The organism is Bacillus sp. JJ1609, from assembly GCF_036967045.1.
Classification (GTDB): domain Bacteria; phylum Bacillota; class Bacilli; order Bacillales; family Cytobacillaceae; genus Mesobacillus.
The window spans coordinates 16,037-38,423 of record NZ_JBALSS010000031.1; the positions used below are offsets into that span (position 1 = coordinate 16,037).

Sequence of the window (22,387 nt, forward strand, 5' to 3'; positions counted from 1 at the left end):
GAGGGTAAAAAATGCAAACTGTTAAACCGAACCCTGAAAACATAGAAAAGAAAAGCATATCAGCGTTCAACATCAATTTTAGAAGCGTTCTCTCCAGGGATGGAAATTTAACTAGATTAATAGCCATGATGATCTTTGTATTTGTGGTCATGAGCATCTTGAAGCCGGATTTGTTCCCGACGATGGACAGCCTTGTATCGATGGCGTTCCAGTTTCCTGAGTTTGGAATCATGGCAATTGCCATGATGATCGTCATGATTACCGGTGGTATTGATCTCTCCATTGTGGGGATTGCCAATTTATCATCGATTCTAGCGGCTGTAACAATGGTCAACCTTCTTCCTGAAGGTGCAAGTTCTGGCCAAATCGCTCTTGTGATCCTTCTGGCCATTGCGATTGCGGTTTTGACAGGGCTGGCATGTGGTTTACTTAATGGCATAGCCATTTCTACTTTCGGAATTCCACCCATTCTGACCACGCTGGGTTCAATGCAATTATTCACTGGAATTGGAATCATCATTACTAAGGGGAAGGCTGTCTATGGTTTCCCGCTTGAGTTTACGATTCTTGGAGCAGGGTCGGTACTTTATATCCCGATTCCACTCCTGCTGTTCATGCTGTTAATTGTGATTTTTTCAATCATCCTTAAGAAGACATCATACGGTTTGAAACTGTATATGATGGGGACAAATCCAACAGCTTCTACGTACTCCGGTATCAATAATTTTAAAGTCACTCTAAAAACGTATATGTACTCTGGTGCGCTTGCAGCGATCGCAGGCTTGCTTATTGCGTCACGGACCAACTCTGCTAATGCGGAATACGGAAGCAGCTATACCCTGCAAGCCCTACTTGTGGCCATTCTTGGCGGAGTCAATCCAAATGGCGGATTTGGGAGAATAGCTGGCGTGGTTGTAGCCGTTTTAACGCTTCAATTTTTATCAACAGGTTTTAATATGCTTCATATCAGTAATTTCTTCAAAGATTTTATCTGGGGAGCGGTACTGATCATCGTCATGGTGACCAACTATATCAGCGGCCAAAAGCAAATGAAACGATCATAACAGCAAGATTCCTATAGAAGGAGGCGGAAATATGGCGAACAAATACTCTATTGGAATTGATTATGGCACTCAATCAGGACGAGTGCTCTTAGTAGATGTTGAAACAGGCAGGGAAGTGGGTACCTCTGTTACTCCATATAAGCATGGGGTGATCGAGGACCGGCTCCCTGGAACAGAGATAAAACTGGAACAGGATTGGGCTTTACAGCACCCAGCAGATTATCTTGATGTGCTGAAGACCATTCCCCAAGTGCTTGAAGCTGCCGGAGTTTCTGCAGAAGATGTGATAGGGATTGGAGTGGATTTTACATCCTGCACAATCCTGCCTATTGACGAGAATGGAACTCCATTATGTATGCTGGAAGAATACAAACATACACCAAATTCATGGGTGAAGTTATGGAAGCATCATGCAGCACAGGATCAGGCCAATAAGCTGAACGAGATTGCAGCTGAGAGAGAAGAAAACTTCCTTTCTCTATATGGCGGGAAGATTTCTTCTGAATGGATGTTCCCGAAAATTATGCAGATTCTTGAAGAGAGTCCTGAAATTTATGAGGCAGCTGATTCCTTTGTCGAAGCAGGGGATTGGATTGTCATGCAGCTGATCGGTAAAAAGGTAATCAGCAGCTGTTCAGCAGGCTATAAAGCCATTTGGCAAAAGCAAGCCGGGTATCCAGACAACTCGTTTTTTAAAGCATTAGATCCAAGGCTCGAAAATGTGGTAGACGAAAAGTTATCAAGAGAAGTTTATCCAATTGGATATCAAGCAGGTAATTTATCTAACAAAGGTGCAGATTTAACTGGATTGAGCACGAGGACAGTCGTCTCTCCATTTATTTGTGATGCCCCGGTTGCTCTTCCGGCCGTTGGTGTTACCACACCAGGGAAGATGGTCATGGTAATGGGTACTTCGCTCTGCCATTTCGTTCTTTCAGAAAGAGAAATAAAAGTGCCCGGGATATGCGGGAGCGTCGAAGATGGAGCCATGCCAGGGCTGTTTGGCTATGAGACCGGCCAAAGTGCGGTGGGGGATATCTTTGAATGGTTTATTAAAAATGGTGTCCCTGCGGAATACCATTTAGAAGCCGAAAAACAAGGCATCAATATTTATCAATTGCTGGAGAACAAGGCTTCACGATTGAAGCCAGGCGAGAGCGGGCTTTTAGCGCTGGATTGGTGGAATGGAAACAGGACACCTCTGGTAGATGCCGATTTGTCAGGGTTGATCATCGGACTTACCTTATCAACAAAACCAGAAGAGATTTATCGTGCATTAATGGAAGCAACTGCTTTCGCCACAAATCTGATCATTGAAAATTATAAGGTCGCAGGGATCGATCTTAATGAATTATATGCATGCGGCGGTCTGTCGCAAAAGAATAAACTCTTGATGCAAATCTATTCTGATTGTACCAATATGGAGATTCATATTGCAGGATCTCAGCAGACCCCGGCACTTGGTGCAGCGATTTACGGTGCAGTTGCCGCGGGTTCTGTTAATGGTGGCTTTGACAATGTTTTTGCTGCTTCTGAAAAAATGGCAAATGTGCTGGATGAAACATATAAGCCAAATAAAGAAAATCACCAAATCTACCAGCAGATCTTCAAGGAATATAAACTATTGAATGACTATTTCGGCAAGGGTTTCAACGATGTGATGAAGCGTTTAAAAAGAATCAAGCAAGGAGAGGTGAACCAACATGGAACTGAATCATTTATGGGAGCACGTTGAGCATACACTTTCAATTGAAGCTGAAACAGTTAAGGATCTTTCTTCCACTGTCGATAAAGCTCAGGTTCTAGAAGTAATCAAGGCGATCAAGGAGTGCAATGGGAGAATCATCGTTGCAGGCTGCGGAACGTCAGGGGTAGCAGCAAAAAAAATCGTCCATACATTGTGCTGTATTGAACGTCCAGCCGTTTACCTGAATCCATCCGATGCGGTTCACGGTGAATTGGGCCTCGTTCAAAAAGGAGATATTGTTATTTTAGTCTCTAAAGGTGGAAAAACAGGAGAGCTTGTAAGTCTTCTTCCAGCTTTGAAGGAAAAAGGAGTCCATATTATTACGGTGACAGAAAACCTCGATTCAATTCTTGCCAAAGAGGCAGCAACAGTCCTGAAAATTCAGGTCAAACGAGAACCCGATCCATTCAATATGCTTGCTACAGCAAGTACGCTCGCCGTGATTGCTATTTTTGATGCGATTATCATTTCCCTCATGCATGAAATGAACTATACAAAGGATCAATTCGCGGTTATTCACCCTGGTGGAGCAGTAGGGGAACTGCTGTTAAACAAAGGGTAAAACAAAATAGAGGCTGACACATATGTGTCAGCCAAAGTTATTTTAATAGGATTGATTAATATAGGTTTCAGCATTCTCACCAGTAAAGAAACGGCCTGGCTGAATGATTCTGGTTGGAATCTTCTTTCCTTCCAAATGATCTTCGATTACATCGAATGCTTTTGGACCAAGAAATGGGCTGCATTCTACCGTAGCTCCCAGCTCTCCGGCAATGATTGCCTTCAATGCATCCTTTTGGCCATCAACAGAAACGATTGTCGTATCAATGCCAGGTTTGATTCCTGCCGCTTTCAAAGCCTGGATTGCACCAATCGTACTTTCATCAGCGTGGGAATAAACAGCATTGATATTGGAATCTGCTGATTTAATAATTTGTTCCATGACCTTTTGTCCAGTTGCTCTTGAGGATTCTCCGGATTGGGACGTAATGATTTTCATATCCGGATACCGGTCAATGATATTCCTGAATCCCTCTGCCCGAAGCTTGGCTGAAGTAGAGTTTGTAGTGGCCGATATTTCAACAATATTGGCTTTTCCATTCATTTTTTCTACCAGCCATTTCGCAGCCTGTTCACCTTCCCAGATGAAATTAGCGCCAATAAAGGTGATGAAATCTTCTCCAGGAATGCCTTTTGCTTCACGGTCTATTAAAATCACTGGCACATTTTTATCCTTTGCCATTTGCAACGCCGGCGCGAGTTCATCGTATTGTCTTGGTGCAAGGATCAGATAGTCAATGTTTTTAGAGAGAATCTCTTTCACATCATTGATTTGTTTTTCGCTAGAACTTTGCGCATCTGTATAGATTAAATCAAAACCTCTTTTATTTGCTTCCTCTTTTATACTATTTGTTTCAGCAATGCGCCAAGGGTTATTATTTTCCGCTTGTGAGAAGCCTACACGCAGGATTTCGGATTGTACTTCTTTAGGTTCTTGTGATGAGGGTTTAACTGTCGGTTTGTCAGTTGCCAGGTATATTGCAATAACAATGACAAGGACAATGGGCAGTAACCACCAAGCTGTTTTCATCCAATCCCTCCCTGTAAGCGCATTCTTTTCACAATTATACAATAAAACGATAAACATAAATAGATTCAAAGATGGATGGTGAAATTTCTCCACTTTTTACATGGATATTTCTTATATAATATAAATATTAAAAAAAATTATTGGGTGGCAGCAATGAAAATACTAAAGTTCTACAACAACCTATCCATGCAGATTAAGCTGCTGATTCAATTTATTATTCTTTCCATTGTCCCCATTTTACTGATTGGGTTTGTTTCATATGCGATTACCTATAACATTACAAAAAATAATGCGATTCAGTTCAGTAAGGAGATCATCGAGCAATCGACGCAAAAAATTGATGAACTATTACTGGAGGTTAAAAAGTCCGCTGTGATGACAGCTGATGAACCAGCTGTACAAGAAACATTAAGACATCCCTTGAGTGTAGACATAGCCCAAAAATACTCGAATGAATTAGAAATTAATACCCGATTGAACTTAATCTCCAATTTTAATGAAAAGCTTTTTGGAATCTATGTAATTGGGGAAAATGGCGGGCGCTATAAATCCAATTATGGAACAGACCAGACTTATGATTTCCTTCATTCCACCTGGTATGAGGAGGTTATCCATTCTGAAGGAATTACCTGGTTCCGAACCAGAAATGGCTCTGTCATTGTAAAAACGGCTGGAGAATTCTTAGTATCAGCCGGATTCCCCATTACCGACAAAGCCAGCGGAGAGACATCTGGAATTGTTATGATCGACGTGCCTGAAAGACAGCTGTCATCGATTATTCAAGCAAAATTAGGTGATAATGGCTCTATCTTCATATTAGATGAACATAACCATGTTATTACACATCCAGATCCTAAGCTGATCACCCAGGAGCTTAAATTGGAAACTTCAAAAGAAGTAGATACATATGGAAACACAAAGGTCACCTTTACTGAAAATACCATCATGATTGAAGAAACATCTGAAGTCACTGGCTGGAAAGTTGTCGGAATTATTCCAGTTAGTGAATTAACAAAGGATAATATGATGTTTCTCAATATGATCATTCTCATTCTTATTGTAGTTTGTGGAATTGCCTTCTTTTTTGCCTGGCAATTCTCCCGGCAAACGGTTAAACCAATCAAGAATATTACAAACTCTATGAAAATAGTCGAGGATGGGATGTTCGATGTGAAGCTTCCAGTCCTTGCCAAGGATGAAATCGGCCAGCTAAGTACAGGCTTCAACGTCATGACCGGAAAAATTGAAGAATTAATGAAAAGTGTACTTTCCGAGCAGGAAGCCTTAAGGCAAGCAGAACTTAAATCGCTTCAATATCAGATCAATCCACATTTTCTTTATAACACTCTAGACTCTATTGTTTGGTTAACAAGAGCGAAAAAGAATGAAGAAGCCATTAGTATGGTAATGGCCATCACCAAGCTCTTTAGGATCGGGATCAGCAGAGGAAAGGACATCATTACACTTGAAGAGGAAATCGAGCATGTTGAAAGCTATCTAACGATTCAGCACATGAGGTATCCTAAAAAGTTTGACTATGCGATCGACCTGCCTCCACACCTCAGTCAATATAAAACCTTTAAAGTCATTTTGCAGCCGCTGGTAGAAAATGCAATCTATCATGGCATTAAGCTTAAGAAAGAAAAGGGTCATATTTGGATTACGGCTGAAGAGAAAGATGACCATCTTTTATTAAAAGTGAAAGATACAGGAAAAGGGATGGACGAGGAAACCTTAACGAAGTTAAATAACACGTTAAAGGATGGACCAGGTGAGAAGTTAAGTATATATGGGCTAAAAAATGTAGAAGAACGAATCAAACTGTTTTTCGGAAGTGGGTATGGTATTACATTTCGAAGTATTGACGGCGAAGGAACAACAGCAGAGATCAAAATACCTAAAGTGATGGGAGAATAAAAAGTGATCAAGGTTCTATTAGTTGATGATGAAGAAATGATTCGGCAGGGGATAGCAGATAGTATTGATTGGGAAAAGCTCAATATGAAGGTGATCGGACATGCTGAAGATGGGGAAGAAGCATTGGTAATATTCAACGAGCATACCCCGCAGCTGATCCTGACCGATATCAAGATGCCTTTTATGGATGGGCTGGAGTTAGTTGAAAAAGTGAAATCCCAGAATCCTGATACTTACATCATCATTATCAGCGGTTATGACGAATTTCATTATGCCCAAAAAGCGATCAAGCTAGGCGCACAGGATTTTATCCTAAAACCTATTGATCTAGACGATCTAGAGAAAATGCTCCGGAAAATTTCCCGGGATTATGACAGTAAGTTGCACAAAGAAAATGAAGAAAAGGTATTAAAGGAGAAAATCGGTAATAGCCTTCATATCCTCCAGGCCAGCTTTCTAAAGGACCTCCTTTTCTCAAATGTGGATCCAGATTCAATTGCGGAAAAAGTGAAGGAACTGCAAATGAAAGAAGCAAGCTATGGTAATGTGCTAGTGTTGAAAGTGGATGAGAATGAAAACACAAAGAATGTCTTGAGTAATTTGTATGGAGATGAAGAAGATATTTTCGTTCTTGAAATGAACAGGACAGAGTTAATCATGATTATACTGGGAGCAACTGAAGACAGCGTAAGAAGAAAGATGAAATTAGTTTTGAATAAGATCAGGACTGAAGAGCAGACAAGTTTGACGACTGCCTACGGCAATATTGCTGCTGCAATCAAGGGGCTTTCGCAATCCTATCAAGAAGCAATGGAAGCACTAGAGTATAAGTTTATTTTAGGAAGCGGGAAAACGATCTCTTTTGAAAGCGTGAAAGGAAAGGTAAAAGAATACTCAAGCATCATAAACAGCAAGGATTACGAGATAATTTATGGTTTTGATTTTACCGATAAGGAGTCAATAAAAAAAGATGTAAATGTCCTGATGGATAATATAAAAAGTGCTGGAAGAGATTCTTATCTTTATTCACAAATGATCATCAGTAATATTTATATGGAAGCGATTAAGACATTAAGGGAATATGGAGGAAGCGTGGAAGAAGTATTTGAACATCCCATCAATATGTTCAAGCAGCTGGCATCCAGGCCAACCCTTGAAATGGTCCAAGACGAACTGCTGGTCACTTTGTTCAAGATAGCAGATTACATCAATGACCGGAAACACGGCAGTTACTCCTATTTGATAGAAAAAGCCAAGCAATACATCAGCCAAAACTTTCAAAACGCCAATCTATCAATTGATACCGCCGCCCGCCACCTAAATATCAGCAACAGCTACTTCAGCATCTTATTCAAACAACAAACCAGCCAAACCTTCGTCGATTACCTAACAGCCATCCGCATCGAAAAAGCCAAAACCCTGCTCAAAGCATCCGGCTACCGAACATACGAAATCTCAGACCAAGTAGGCTTCAACAACTCAACCTACTTCAGCACCACCTTCAAAAAACACACAGGCCACTCCCCAAGCGAATACCGCAAATTAGGACAGTGAACATGGGGACGGTTCTTGTGTTTTATTTTGAGTTTGTGTGAACATGGGGAAGGTTCTTGTGTTTCACATATAATCACCTTTTTTCATTAATTTAGTTTGTTTTATCATTATATTAGTGAAGAGTCAAAGAAGCATGGGGGTGTAATGGACCCTATGTTTTTTTGTGTCGAAATAAAATAAAAAGTTTGTCGATACGGGGGCCTGGTTTTATTGGTATAATTTTCATGTAAATTGAAATATATAGCAGTACTCCTGATTGGCTTGAGAATATTAGAAATTTCAATGATGGCGAGGGATACGAACGTGTTGGAATTCTATGAAGGTTTTAAAATGGGTTTGGAATTACTATGGTCAATCTTAACAGCAGACCCTTTATTCACGGCTATATTATTGCTGTTTTTTGGAGGGGCGTTGTTATTCGCTTTTGTGACCAATCTGCTAAGAGAACAAAAACTTAGGAAATCTGGAATTTTAGAAATTGATCACATGCCCGGTAGAAAATTTGAAGAGTATCTTCAGGCTTTATTAAAAGTGAGAGGTTACAGTGTCATTCTGACACCAGCAAGTGGAGATTATGGAGCAGACCTGATTTTAACAGCAAAAGGAAAGAAAATCGTCGTGCAAGCCAAGAGATATAAGAAGAAAGTAGGTGTAAAGGCCGTTCAAGAAGTAGCTTCAGCAAAGAGCCATTACCAGGCTGATGAATGTTGGGTGATTACGAATAGCTACTTTACTGAGCAGGCAAAAAAATTAGCGCAATCCAATCAAGTCATGTTGATTGATCGAAAAACACTGATTAATTGGATGCTTGAGCAAAAAGGTGCGTAAAGGTAGACATACAATAGAAACGGAACACGAGAACCGTCCCCATGTTCCACATTACCCTTCCATTAATCTGCCAATTCTAGTAGACTAATAGAGAAGTGTAAAGAGTGCTGTGTCTCTTTAAGTTTTTTACATATATAGATTTCATCTAGGGGGAAGTTTTAATGGCGGTTTATAAAACTATTTACAAAAAGCTTCTTGCGGTAGGTACTGCTGCGGTTGTGATGGCGAGCGTAGCTGCTCCGTCTGAGTCAGAAGCGGCGATGCCTTTCACTGATGTTCCCGTTAATTATTTATCGTCGGTAGAATATCTTTATACCAATGATATTGTTAATGGGACGGGAAGTACAACCTTTGGTACAAATGATAGTATGACGCGCGGAAATACGGCAATTATGATTGAAAAGGCTCTTGGATTGGAAGCAAGGATTGCTCCGGATGCCGGGTTTATCGATGTGAGCGGGCGATATGAACATCCCGTAAATACTCTTTTTGACCTGGGAATTATAAGTGGATACACTAGCACTACATTTAACCCTAATGAGACCCTGAAAAGAGGAGCAATGGCCAAAATTTTGGTTAAAGCTTATAACATACCGATGGCTGTAAAAGATTCTCCTTTTAAGGATGCGACTGGTGCATTCGGTGATTATATTGATGCAATTTATGCAGCTGGTATCACAAATGGGGTATCTGCCGACAGTTTCGGTTCAGATGTAAAAATTACTCGTGGGCAATTTGCTATCCTTCTATCGAAAACGATTAATAGATTTGGAGCAGGGTGTGATTACGATCCACAATCTACAGTAAATCCTGATTTACAGACAATTAATTGCTTAATTACGGAAGTTGCCAGGGAATCAACATATACGATTCCACCTGAAATCGTAAAGGCAGTTGCTGAGAAAGAAAGTGACTGGCAGCAATTTGAGAATGGTCTGCCATTAAAGAACAGAAATAATGACGGCGGCATCGGTTTGATGCAGATCACTAACAAGGCAGGCTATGATGAAGATAAACTAGGATACGACATGAAGGCAAACATTAAAGCGGGCATTGACTTCCTGACGAATACTTTTTACAAGCGAACAGATCTGCCGAAAATCAACAATCATGACCCTAATAATCTTGAAAGCTGGTATTTTGCCGTTATGGCCTATAACGGAATTGTACCTAAAAACAGCCCTGTAGTTCAGGCAAGCGGAAATAGAAATGAATTGGCCTATCAGGAATTGGTTTATCCTATGTTAGAAAAAGGTAACCTGCTGGATACCAATATTGATAAGCTGGTAATGACACCGGCAGACTTTGATTATGACCCGAACTCCAGTACACCAATCAATTTTATTAAAAAATCATATCAGTTAAATGATTCTTATCTTACGCCTTCAAAACAGCTATTTAACATAGGGGAAATTGTCACATATGAAGGAAGAGGGTTACGTGCAATTCCTTCGACAAGTGGTTCTTTGATCGCAATTTCCAATGGCGCGAAGCTGAAAATCATCGGCGAACCAATGGTGGATCAGAATCCAAAGTCTGCCAACCATTTTGTATGGTATTTAGTTGAAGACCTCAACACCAAAAACATTGGGTACATTGCATCGTATCTAATAAAGTAATATATATAGGGACAGGCACCAGCCAAAAATGGCGGGTACCTGTCCTTTTTTCATTTTAGCAGTATAGAAAAACTGTCACAATTTCACTTGGATAAAAATGGTATAGTATTTATTGCATATCAAGTATACCGAAGGGATGGAAAGCGGTTCAATGTTATGGTTCTTTCTTGGTTTGGCTGTTGGGGTTTTGGGCTTTGGAATTTTTTATATGAACGAAAAGAAAAGGCTGAAGATGGAGCAAACGGAAGAGGATGAGAGATTCTCTGGCCTTGTGGCAAGTACCAAAGATATCATTTATTATTTTGAGAAAAAGCCGGGGTTTCAGTTCCGGTATGTCCTTCCGCCTTTAGAACACTTTTTTGGAGAGGAAATAGCAAAAGAGGCTTTTGTAGACCCGGAGAAATTTTTCTATTTGGTGCACCCGGATGACTTGGAGATGCTGTGGAAAAAGATCAGGGGAGAAGTCGACTACAATCAGCCGATTATCTATCGGATCAATGATCGTAAAGGCGGCTACACCTGGTATGAAGAATATACGACACCTGTGTATAAAAATGGTGAAATCGTGGCTTTACAAGGCATATTGCGAAATATAACAGAAAAGATTAAGCTGCAAGCCGAACTGGAGTATCGAATCAACCATGATGACCTGACTGGGGTATTTAGCAGGGGTTATTTTGAAAAAGAACTTGAAAAATATAATTCAGTCGAGAATAAATCAGTTGCGATTTTCATGTGTGACTTGGATAATTTGAAATACGTCAATGATCACTATGGCCATAAGGTCGGTGACCTGTTAATTAAAACAGCAGCCAATATACTAGACGGGTTTTCAAACGATCAAACAATTGTTGCAAGAATGGGTGGAGATGAATTTGCCCTGCTAATCTTAGATACAACACAAGGAGAGGAAGAGAAATTCAATCAGGAAATGGAAGCGAAAGTAAACTCCGAGAAAATCGAAACCATAGGAGTTACTATGAATCTCTCTGTCGGATATGCATACAGCCGCGATTCCCTTAATAATATCGAAAAACTCTATACCCACGCAGACCGGAACATGTATCAAAATAAGAATGAGAGAAAGCTAGTTAAACGGTGATGAACATGGGGACGGTTCTCGCGTTCCACTTTGGAACGCAAGAACCGTCCCCATGTTTTATTTTTCGACAAATTCTAAATCTATTTCTTTTTTATCCGAAATAAATAGAAAGACTGTATACAGGACAGGGGAGCGGACCATGAAATTGAAGAAGCTGAACTTCAAATTGAAAGCCGGTAAGAAAATGAAATCGAAGCCCAATAAGAAGTCTAATCGGAATTTCTCTGTAAGGGCGAAATTGCTGACAGGGTTTTTCTCGGTTTTAGCGTTGTTGGCGCTGGTCGCAATCATTACAAATTCCGAAATTAGACATGTCAATAACCAGTATTCTTCATCCATCGATGACCGTATGGAGAAGATGGATTTGATTGTGAAAATGAAGGATGCCGTCATGAGGGAGCAGCAGGCTCTATACAAGTATATGGCCAATGGTGATGGTGAAAGTATGATTGAATTTGAAGGTGCGGTTGAAAATTTTGCAAAATCCTCAAAGGAATATTTAGAAGTGACACGGTCTTCCGAGGGCAAGAAGGTTGGGGAAGCCCTTGTGGCGGCTGAGAGGGAATATTATGAGGTCGCTTCAGATGCATTTACTTTTATAAGAGACGAACAAGCAGTGAAGGTTAGGCTGTTAATGCAGGAAAAAGGAAACCCGGCCATTTTTAAGCTGAATTCTGCGGCTGAGGATGCAATGGAGTATCAACAAGATACTTTGCAGGGAACGATTGAAACTCTGACTGGGAATGTTGGGACAGTCTCAGTGGTCATCATCGCCATCAGCGTTGCTGCCTTCATTATCGGGATTGGGATTGCTATGTTCATCAGCAGGGTGATTTCGAAGCCGGTACAGCTAGTTTCACGTGCGGCTGAAGAAGTTGCGAACGGGAACCTTGCTATCGAGAAAATTAACGTGAAGAACAAGGATGAAATCGGTGAGCTGGCAGCTTCTTTTAATGCCATGACCACGAATTTGAGAGAATTGATTTTTCAGGTAAGCAGCACGTCCGAACAGGTTGCTTCATCAGCTGAAGAGATGATGGCAAGTGCGGACCAGACGAATGCAGCGACGAACCAGGTTGCTACGGCGATCCAGGAAGTCGCAAGCGGTGCTGAAATCCAAAGTAAAAACACTGAAGAAAGTGCAAGAGCAGTAGGCGAGATGTCAGTTGGAATCCAGCGTGTAGCGGAAACGACCTCCACTGTCGCTGAGTCAGCTCAGGATACGTCGAAACAAGCGTTGGTTGGTCATGAGTCGCTCGAAAAGGTTATTAACCAGATGAAGTCCATTAATCATTCAACTAATGAAACGAATGCAGTCATTAAAGATCTGGATAAAAAATCAGCCGAAATCGGCAAGATTATTGAGGTCATCACGGGGATTGCCGATCAAACTAATTTGCTTGCTTTGAATGCGGCGATTGAAGCGGCAAGAGCCGGTGAGCACGGCAAAGGGTTTGCAGTTGTAGCCGATGAAGTTAGGAAGCTGGCAGAGCTATCAAGGCAATCAGCTGGGCAGATTTCTGGATTGGTAGAGGTCATTCAAAAAGATACACACCGTGTTGTGGGAATGATGAACAAAGGAACAGTCGAAATTTCCACTGGGACACAATTAGTCGAAGAGACAGGCAAGACGTTTAACGAAATTTTGAGATCAATCGAACACGTCAGCTCCGAAATCCAGGAAGTCTCCGCGATTTCAGAAGAAATGTCCGCAAGCGTCCAGCAGGTGAACGCCTCAATCGAAGAGGTCACAAAAATCGCACGCAGTTCCGTTGCAAGCACAGGAGAAATCGCAGCTGCAACAGAAGAACAGCTGGCCTCGATGGATGAGGTTGCAACATCTTCAGCTTCACTTGCTAGGTTGGCAGAGGAGCTTAGGGAGATGGTAGGGAAGTTTAAAATCTAATGTGAACATGGGGACGGTTCTCGCGTTCCTAATGGAACACGAGAACCGTCCCCACATTTCAAAGGCACCATCTATTTTTATGGATGGTGCCTTTTTACAAACAGGAATTTTCTAATGTATAACGAATTATTTAGATATAAATAGACGCAAGACTGCTGGGGGTTCAGGATGAAAAAGTGGTATAAGCTGGTGTTTCTAGCCTTAACATTGCTGTGGGCAGGCGGCTGTTCGGATGAGAAGGCTGTGGCCAAGGGGGAACTTGAAAAAGCGGAGGTCATCCAGACAAAGATAGAAGTGCCTGTCATTAAGGACTTTTTGCAGAAGTTTGATTTTGAGCAGCGAAAAGAGAGCAAAACGCATGTAGTCCTTCATTTTACCAGCAATGCCGCATTGAACCTTGAGAACCCTTATATTTATGAAGACATTCGGAAAATTTTTAAACAGTACGATGTTTCACCTCATTATATGATCGATCGAAATGGGGTTATTTACTATATGCTGCCGGAAAATAGGGTGGCGCGACATGCAGGTAAAGGCGACTTGGAAGGGTATCCAGAGTACAAGGATCACCTCAACGATTATTCCATCGGGATCGAACTCATGGCAATCGGGACAGAAGCTGAAATGCATTCAATCATTCCTTCTGAAGATTATAAAAAGATTCCACGGGAACACATCGGCTACACAGAAGCCCAATATAAATCCCTCAATCTACTGATTGAAGACATCCTAGCACGGAACCCCAAAATCAAAAGAAACAGAACCCACATCATCGGCCACGACGAATATGCCACAGGGCGAAAAACAGACCCAGGGAGCCTGTTTGAATGGAGAAGGATTATTCAATAATGGAATTTAGAAACGTTTCAAAATGAAACGCAAGAGCCGTCCCCATGTTCCATTGAATGTTTCTGCAGAAATTCAAGTGATAACCGGTTAAATTCGTCGGCTTTTTCAATATTGCATACATGGCCGCATTGGTTAAGAATAATTATTTCGGAGTGTTGGTCCCCGTGCTGGTCAGCTCTTAACTCGTTAACAAACATATGGTCTTCTGCGCCTGATATATAAAGTTTAGGAATCTTTACACTTTGGACATTGGTATAGATTGTTTCAACTTCAGCTACGAGTTGATACCATCCAAGGAAGTTGTTCCGCAGCATTTTTTGTGCTTCATGGATGAAGAATCGTCTAGAGTGCTTATGGTTATCTTTTGGCATGAGAATCAGTGCCAGGATGCGATACAACCACATAAATGGAATCGCTCCTTTTATCAGTCCTGCTATTTTTAAAAGGAATTTTGCCATCCTGTTCAAACTGGTTATTGCTCCTCCTAATACAGCAGACCTCACTCGACCCGGTTCAGTTTTGAGTAATTGATGGAGGATGATTGACCCTAGAGAAATGCCGACAAAGTGTGCTTTGTGAATCGCGAGCTTGTCCAGCGTGTTTGCAATCTCTTTAACGATTAAATCAAAAGAGAACTTTTCTTTATAGGAATCTATGTCAGGTGAATCCCCGTGGCCTGGTAAATGAATGGCCAGGACATTAAAGTGTTTTGAATAGGCCTTTATTTGTTTGTAAAAGATTTTAGAGTTGCCGCCGATCCCATGCAGCAAAACCACGTACTCCGAGCCGTGCCCCTTATATAACTTGTAATCTAGCATTAAAATCTCCTTAAGTCGTTCTGGTTGGTAACTACATGATACCCTTGGTGCTGAGACTAGTAAACCCTTACAAGAGCATTGGAAAACCTTCTAGAGAAGAGGGGGATGCTTGTTGGGGAGAATAATTCTAAAACTTGAGAACCCACGTCTCTCAATATTGTAAAAAAACAGGCACCTCCCATTTAAAAAGGAGGTGCCTGTTCTGTTTATTTTTGGAACGCGAGAACCGTCCCCATGTTCACATCCCCATGTTTCTAGTAATTCATCAACTTCGCTTTCACTAGGAAATTAGCTAAAATTTTGGCCATTTCGTTGCGTTGGGTGTTGCCTGTTGGTGCGAATTTGGTCTTGGCTTTTCCGTTGATGATGCCTGCCTGGTAGACTGCTTCTACGTCTGATTTGGCCCAGCTGCCGATTGATCCTGCGTCTGTGAAGTCTTTTAGACTCTTGGATTTATCTAGTCCAGATAAATCGTAGTTGATGAAGTCTAGTTTCATCGCGCGGCCGATCATGGCTGCTGCTTCTGTACGGGTGATCTTTTCGCCAGGTGCGAATGTGCTGTTGCCTTTACCCTGGATGATTCCGTATTGAATTGCTGCCATCAGTGCGTTGTTGTCGTTAAACCACTCGCTGCCTTTTACATCCTTGAAGCGTGCGTCGTATTTCATGCCTGGAAGTCCAAGTGCGCGTACGAGCAATGCGGTGAATTCTGCACGAGTCAGCTGGCTTGTGCTGCCGAATGTGCCGTCGCCTTTTCCTTTGATGATGTACTTAGATGCTAAGGCTTCGATATACTGCTCAGCCCAGTCTTTGCCGTTGTTGACATCAGAGAAGGTCACATCGTTTTCAACGATTGCGTACGTTGAGTTAGTCAATGACTTGATGGTTGCTGACTTGCCTTCGAACAACGTTGGTACAGCACTGAATGTACCGTCCGCATTCAATTTCACAGCTACAGCTCTTGATGCGTTGAAGTTCTTGTCGCCAAGGATTTCGCGTTCAACATAAGTGCTGAATACCTTGATTTCTGCCTTTTTGCTGCCCGCAAACGCCTCAACTGTAAAATCAACCACTGCTGATTTCAGGTTCAGCTTCGTGCCTGCTTTTACCACGTTCACAGAAACGGTGATCTGAACATCACTTGGTGAAACGCCTAGCTTCTTAGCCAGCTCTGCCACATTGATTTCAGATACAGGAAGTGTGTAGCTTGCATCTTCTGTTACAACTTCAAGTGTTGCTTGCTTATTTTTTGTAAAAGCTTCCGTAAATAAGCTTGCAGGCAGCTGAGCTTTCGCCTTTTCGCCAGCAGCTGGCTTTTCTAGCTTGACTGCCAGGTTGTGCTTGTCAGCTGTGATTGCTTTTACGATCTCTGCTACTTTGTCAGCAGCGACCTTCGTAATCACTTCAACCATGCCAGAAGGATTCTTTTCTTTTACAACTTCAGCAGCCCATGCTGGAAGCTCAATTGTGTGAGGCTTCTCACCAGCTGGCGGGGCAGGCGGGTTACCGTTGTCTGCAGGTGCTTCTGTTGCTTTTCTGTCGAGCTTAATGACCACAGTCGTTAGTGGGTCGATTGTCAATTTGTCTCTTGTTAACTGGAAGCCAGATCTTTCAGCTACTGGTTTTACCCCAGCTTCGTCATTGTCGACAAGCACCTTGCCGCCAGAGAAGTTATAGTCTCCTAGAGTCAGTGTACGTGTTTTATTATCCGCATTCACAAACACATAGTAGTTGCCAGTGTTGTCAGTGGATAGATTTTCGTATGCAATGACTAAGTCAGAAGAATTTATTTCTGGGATGTTAAGCAAAGTTACATTTGAATCAACTAAGTCTTTTTCGCCTAAGCGAAAAGCGTTCGTTGATCTTCTTAGCTCGATCAAACCTTTTGTATAGGCTTGAGTTGTTGTGTTAACAGGGTTTTGCTCTTTGTTTGTTGCTTTCTGCCAGTCAAATTTATTGATGGCGTCAGATGAGTCATAAGAGTCGTGAATGAAATATCCAAATGGATTTCCTTGCTCGTCTTTTAACTCATGGTACTTCTGCTCAGGTACGCCTTCACCTAACCATTGCTTCGTTCTGCCGTATTCCTGGCCTGAATGTAGGAAAGCAGTTCCTTGAGATGTTAAAATAATCGAGTTTCCAATTCGGATGCGCTTGTGAATCTCTAATTCATTTTCAGGTACAGATGGATCCTTTTTGATTGATTGAGCGATGACATCGTGAAGCGTCATGTTATCATGTGCCTCGATGTACTGAACCATATCGCCTGGATCGTCGTCAGCTGTATTTCCCGGCTGACCTTTGATGTTGTTGAAGATTGTATTGATATCTCTAGCTCCGCCAGTAATGAAACGAGGCTCGCCTTCAGAACCGAAGCCAGACTTCAATTCGTTACGGATTTCATCTGAGAATACACCAACATTGTCAGTTTTATCCATCCAATCCTGGTCTGCGCCCATGCCTTTAAGTGCTGGGTCGGAAAGGTGGCCTGCAAATGTTCTCCAGCCTTCACCGATGAATAATGCATCAGGATTTACAGAAGCTGCTGCGTCATATGCGTTTTGGATAGAAGGGTAGGTTGCGTCACCCATCATATCAAAGCGCATACCATCAATCTTGTATTCGTCGAACCAGTATTTCACTGAATCGACCATTAATTTTTCAGCCATTGTATGACTTGTTGCCAGGTTGTTTCCGAAGCCGCCAAGGAAGTTTCCTTTATCGTCCTGGAACGCGTAGTAGTTTGGAACGATGTCATTCAACTGGCTGGCTTTTGCCATATGAGTGTAGACTACGTCAAGGACAACACCCATTCCGGCATTATGGATTGCGTCAATCAGCTGCTTCAGCTCTTTCACGCGCTGTTCAGGATTTGTTGCATCCTCTGAATATGCGCCGTCCGGAGAGAAGTAGCTGTGCGGGTCATAGCCCCAGTTGTATTCATTGCCACCAGCTGAGTACTCAAGCTCTCTTTGGTCCATCTTCGTTTCGTCACCGTAATACCAAGCCATTACAGGAAGCAATTGAACGTGTGTTACGCCAAGAGATTTTAGGTAATCCAGCTTGTCGATGAACGCTTTGTAAGAACCCCATCTTGCGTTCAGGTCGCCTTCGATTGAAGGGTCGGATGTGAAGTCACGGATATGAGCTTCGTAGATGACTGCGTCTTCGCGCTTTTTATATCCATCGATTTTTGCATGACTGAAGCCTTCAGGGTTTGTGCTGCTCAAGTCAATGATAGCTGCTTTACCAACAGTATCACCGTCAGGACCAGCGTTGCCTTCTGTATTTACAGTGAAGGCTGCCATTGATTTTGCGTAAGGATCTAACACTTGGCGAGTTACGCCGTCATTTGTTACATCATACTGGTAAAAATAACCCACAAGATCGGTTACGTTTTCAAGGTCGCCAGGTTTTACGTCTGCAGACCAGACACCTTTTTCACCCTTCTTTAACTCGATGCTGCCAATTTTTTCAGCGGCATTATTTTTATCAAAGAAATTAGCTACAACCTTGCTAGCTTTTGGAGCCCATAATTTAAGCGTCGCTGCTCCATCCTTGTAGGTAGCACCAAGGTCGTTTCCATCATAAGCGTACATTTCATCAAGCATTCTCCAGCCAGTTGAAGCTGAAACGGTTCTGCCTGCGTATGTCACGGATAATGGAAGTTTTTCTAAATCGAATGCTGCTTTTACTTTTGCAGAAGTTGCGCTTGTGATTTCAGCGCTTTCGATGGCAACTTCAGCACCAGTTGAATCTTTAATGGCAAGACTTGCTTTTAAAGATTCAGGCGTTAAGCCATCAGTCATTGTGAAGCCTAATAGAATCGTATTTTCAGAGATGACTTCTGCATTTGTGATTCCTGTTGCTTGCTCCCAGTATGGAGATACGTATACATTGTCATCGCCTTGTCTTACCCAAAGGTGATTGTATTTGTCCAGCAGGTTGAAGGATTTGTCGCCGCCGTCTTTTTCCTGGGTTGATTTGTTAAGTGTGATCATGCCGATTGTTTTGGCATTTTCGTTCAAATCGATATCTACATACGCACCATATCTGTCCGTGTTTGAGAATGATGGTGCATCTGATGTCCAGTTAACAGGAGCATTTTTAACATCGCCCCAGAACCATAGACCGAAGTTTTCGTAATTAGCGTTGTCACGTACGTAATGAACGCGGACTGTGTTCGCTGGAAGGTCGACTGGTTCGTATGTGTACACCTTGTCAGAACCTTGCTTGATAAAAATTTCGTTCATTTCAGATGAAGAAATTGTAAAGCCTTTGTCGCCGCCGTCTTTACCAGCATCACCTTTTGTAATATCCATAACGAGGAAGCCGATGTTCTTCGCGCCTTCTTTAAGTTCTACGTCGATGTAAGCACCATAGCTGTCTGTTTTTTCGAACATTGTAGCACCAGTCGGCCAGTTGGCAGAAGGGGAGGCTACATCGTTCCACAGCCATGCACCGTAGTTATCGTAATTGTTGTCATCGCGTTTGTAGTGGATGCGGATGTGGTTGGCAGGGATTGGTTCTACCGTTCCATCTCCATCTCCGTCGCCAGAGCCAGCAGCTGCCGCTGTGATTTCTCCGCCCTCAACCGTTAGTAAAACAGTACCGCCATCAGCTTTTGCTGGAATTGTTAATGTGATTTCGCCAGCTTCTGATGCAGTATAAGTTTTATCTGCATAGTGGTCAGTTACGACAGCACCTGCAGTAACCGTTAGTTTAACGTCTTTTGCTGTGTCAGCAACGTTCAAGCCGACATAAGCTGATTCGTTTCCATTTTTACGAGCAAAAAGTAAGAACTTATCAGCGTCAGAACCGCCAATCGTTTCACGTTCACCTTTAGCGAACACTTCTGAATGAGCGCTTCTGAAGTTTAATAGTTTTGTGTAGTGCTCAAGGACGTCGTTGTTTTCTACTTTGTCCCATGCAAGGTCATAACGGTTATCATATTGCGGATAGTTGTTTGCTCCGCTTTGGCCAAGCTCTTCACCGTAATAGATGACCGGCTGGCCTTTTGATGTTGCTTGCAGGGAAGCAGCAACCTTCAGCTTGCCTTTGTCATTTCCTTCTTTAAATAAGAATCCGTCTTCGTCATGGCTTCCAAGGAATGATCCTAAAGTAGCCGTGTTGTCGATTTTACCGTTGCGGGCAGTCAGGGCATCATTTGCTGCCTTCAGTTTGCCGTTCACGAAATCGTGCGCAATGCCTTTGAAGTCGAAGTCAAGCAGGGAGTCCATCATACCTGTTTCAAGGTATCCAAGTTGATTATTGGCACTTGCTCCCCAAGCTTCGCCGATCATTTTGTGTGTTGGCATTTTTTCAGTGAGGGCATTTTTGAATGCCATCCATGTTGCGTCTTCAACGTGCTTAACAGTGTCAACACGGAAGTAGTCAATTGTATTTCCTTTAGCTGTAGTAGCTTTCGTGATCCAGTCTGTTTGCCAGTCGATGATTGTCTGGCGGACTGCTGGATCTTCCGTTTTTAAGTCAGGAAGGTTAGCTAATTCACCAACAACCTCATCAGAGCCGACATTTGAACCCTGGCGAAGCAGGTTGCTATATGTGCTGCGTTCTGCGTCAGTTGGGTAACCGGCTGGAGTATTGGAAACTTCTCCATTGATATCTTTCAAGCCATAACCAGTGTGGTTCAATACCACGTCAACCATGATCTTGATGCCTTTTTCATGGGCAGCATCAATCAGTGTATGGAAATCTTCCATTGTCCCGAAGTGAGGGTTCAGCGCGCCGAAGTTGCTTGCCCAGTAGCCGTGGTAAGCGTAATAAGAATGTCCTTCTGTGTTGTCGTAGCGTACATCATACTTGATGTTTTCCACGATCGGGCTGATCCAGATTGTGTTGACGCCTAGCTTATCAAGGTAATCCAATTTTTGCGTGATTCCTTTAAAATCGCCGCCCTGGTACGTACCGCGGTCGTTCTTAGCTTCGTAGTTCTGGTTGTAAGGGTCGTTGTTTGATGAATCGCCATCAAAGAAACGGTCTGTCAGCATGAAATAGATAATCGACTCATCCCAGTCAAAATCATTTTCGCCGACAGCCTGTCGAGTTTTTACCTCTACTGTTGCTTTTCCGTTGTAGTAGTTTCCATATGAATCTACTACAGTCAGAGGGATTTCTTTTGTTCCAGCAGTGATATTGTCATCAACTGCAATCGTGATCGCTTTTAAGGAAGGATCGATTTCAAGCTTGTCAGATCCGCCAAGTGGAGAAATGTCTGCAGTGATTTTGCTGACTTTCAGGTTTTCCGTTAAACCTTGGATATCAAGCTTCAAGACAGCGTTTTCATTATAGTCAATCGCTGCTGGTGTAACGGAGCCTGTAACTGTCAGGTCGGCTTTTTGAAAATCGATTTCTGAAGGTGGGTTATAAGGATCACTCACTTCAGAAGTCGTGCCGTCTTTCATGGTTACAACGTAAGTGTATGACGATTTGCCATTAGGAATGTTCTCGTAAGTCGCTACGAATCTCTCATTCTCTGGTTCATACGTCATTGGTGTTGTTTCACCGTTTAATTTCAAATCTACCTTTTGGATTGTGTCCATTTGGTCGTTTGCGAAAAGGGTTTTATCACGATAGAAGAAAGTTGCGTTTCCTTTATCAATCACCGGAGCCGATCCGTCTGGAACGATCCTGATTTGCTCGACACCGCTTGTTATGTAAGCCTTGGTGAGTGTGTCGTTTTTATTGATTGGAATAAAACGATCACCGAATTCCTTTTGTGCAGTTCCCCAATCATAAGTGCTGCGAAGGACGAACCCCATTTGGGTTGTAGCGTCACTTACAGGAATGTCGACCACCGCCTTGGTGCCTTCCTTGGTTGTAAAATCAGCCTGGCCATCAGCCACGCCAGTATTCCATGTCCAGATATTCCATTCGCCGAAGTTCTGGTCTTCACGAATGTAAGTAAAACGTAACTTGCGATCAGACGCAGCTGTCGTCGATTCTCCTGTCGAAGAACCCTCAGCCGATGCTTCCGGAGCCGGTACAAAAGGCAGCCACAAACTCAAAAGCATAATCGCCGTCATGAAAATAGAAAAACTACGCTTAGACTTCCTACTCATTGACATACTTTCCCCCTTATTTATTAGTTTAATAGAGCCACAGAAGTAGTTGCTTTAACACTTAAAGCGATGGGGGTCAGACCCCCGTCAAGTTAAAGCCTTAACGCATTAGTGTGCCGGGGGTCAGACCCCCAGTACAGTGAAGCTTTAACTTGGTGCAGTATTTCTTCTGTGGCTCCATTAATGAAATCGTTTGCACAAATGAGTAAAAAAATATCTACTCACGTATGCAAACGCTTGCAACATTGTTACTTTTCAATATTACAATATTTTGAGAAATACGGCAATGCTATCCGTGTGTCGAAATGTT

Annotated in this window: 13 protein-coding genes; 10 read left to right on the forward strand and 3 right to left on the reverse strand. The window is 42.4% G+C overall.

The window, feature by feature from the left end:
* Positions 1-11: 11 nt before the first annotated feature.
* From V7654_RS20345 to V7654_RS20355, 3 genes are read left to right on the forward strand one after another with little or no spacing between them, the layout of a single operon-like run.
* Positions 12-1,064, forward strand: a complete 1,053-nt coding sequence (locus tag V7654_RS20345; protein WP_335432658.1) for an ABC transporter permease — start codon at positions 12-14, stop codon at positions 1,062-1,064.
* A gap of 31 nt (positions 1,065-1,095) precedes the next feature.
* Entirely contained in the window at positions 1,096-2,799 is a 1,704-nt protein-coding gene (locus tag V7654_RS20350; protein ID WP_335432659.1) for a ribulokinase, read from the forward strand.
* Entirely contained in the window at positions 2,768-3,373 is a 606-nt protein-coding gene (locus V7654_RS20355; protein WP_335432660.1) for an SIS domain-containing protein, read from the forward strand. The genes V7654_RS20350 and V7654_RS20355 overlap by 32 nt, the downstream gene beginning before the upstream one ends.
* Positions 3,374-3,415: 42 nt before the next feature.
* Here the strand turns inward: V7654_RS20355 and V7654_RS20360 are convergent, their stop codons facing one another.
* Entirely contained in the window at positions 3,416-4,402 is a 987-nt protein-coding gene (locus V7654_RS20360) for an ABC transporter substrate-binding protein (protein WP_335432661.1), read from the reverse strand.
* Between the two features lie 153 nt (positions 4,403-4,555).
* Between V7654_RS20360 and V7654_RS20365 the strand changes: the two genes are divergently transcribed.
* The 7 genes from V7654_RS20365 (at position 4,556) to V7654_RS20395 (ending at position 14,177) form a co-directional block, all read left to right on the forward strand.
* Positions 4,556-6,319, forward strand: coding sequence for a cache domain-containing sensor histidine kinase (locus tag V7654_RS20365; protein WP_335432662.1), 1,764 nt, complete (start codon positions 4,556-4,558; stop codon positions 6,317-6,319).
* 3 nt (positions 6,320-6,322) lie between these two features.
* Positions 6,323-7,873 carry a response regulator gene (locus tag V7654_RS20370; protein ID WP_335432663.1) on the forward strand — a complete coding sequence of 517 codons (1,551 nt, stop codon included), beginning with the start codon at positions 6,323-6,325 and terminating at the stop codon, positions 7,871-7,873.
* 306 nt (positions 7,874-8,179) lie between these two features.
* Positions 8,180-8,701 carry a restriction endonuclease gene (locus V7654_RS20375; RefSeq protein ID WP_335432664.1) on the forward strand — a complete coding sequence of 174 codons (522 nt, stop codon included), beginning with the start codon at positions 8,180-8,182 and terminating at the stop codon, positions 8,699-8,701.
* 161 nt (positions 8,702-8,862) lie between these two features.
* A complete protein-coding gene (locus V7654_RS20380) occupies positions 8,863-10,320 on the forward strand; it encodes an S-layer homology domain-containing protein (RefSeq protein WP_335432665.1) in 1,458 nt (485 codons plus the stop codon).
* Positions 10,321-10,471: 151 nt separating this feature from the next.
* Positions 10,472-11,422: a sensor domain-containing diguanylate cyclase gene (locus V7654_RS20385; protein ID WP_335432666.1), complete on the forward strand. Its 951-nt coding sequence runs from the start codon at positions 10,472-10,474 to the stop codon at positions 11,420-11,422.
* Between the two features lie 184 nt (positions 11,423-11,606).
* Complete coding sequence (locus tag V7654_RS20390) at positions 11,607-13,328, forward strand: methyl-accepting chemotaxis protein (protein WP_438825330.1); 1,722 nt, start codon at positions 11,607-11,609, stop codon at positions 13,326-13,328.
* Positions 13,329-13,496: 168 nt separating this feature from the next.
* Positions 13,497-14,177 (forward strand): N-acetylmuramoyl-L-alanine amidase, encoded by a 681-nt coding sequence (locus tag V7654_RS20395; protein ID WP_335432668.1) that lies wholly within the window; start codon positions 13,497-13,499, stop codon positions 14,175-14,177.
* 17 nt (positions 14,178-14,194) lie between these two features.
* Here V7654_RS20395 and V7654_RS20400 read toward each other — a convergent pair whose 3' ends face one another.
* Both V7654_RS20400 and V7654_RS20405 read right to left on the reverse strand, forming a co-directional pair.
* Positions 14,195-14,995, reverse strand: a complete 801-nt coding sequence (locus V7654_RS20400; protein ID WP_335432670.1) for an alpha/beta fold hydrolase — start codon at positions 14,993-14,995, stop codon at positions 14,195-14,197.
* Between the two features lie 254 nt (positions 14,996-15,249).
* The gene (locus V7654_RS20405; RefSeq protein ID WP_335432671.1) at positions 15,250-22,083 is read right to left on the reverse strand and encodes a pullulanase; all 6,834 of its coding nucleotides are present in this window, start codon (positions 22,081-22,083) and stop codon (positions 15,250-15,252) included.
* Positions 22,084-22,387 lie beyond the last annotated feature (304 nt).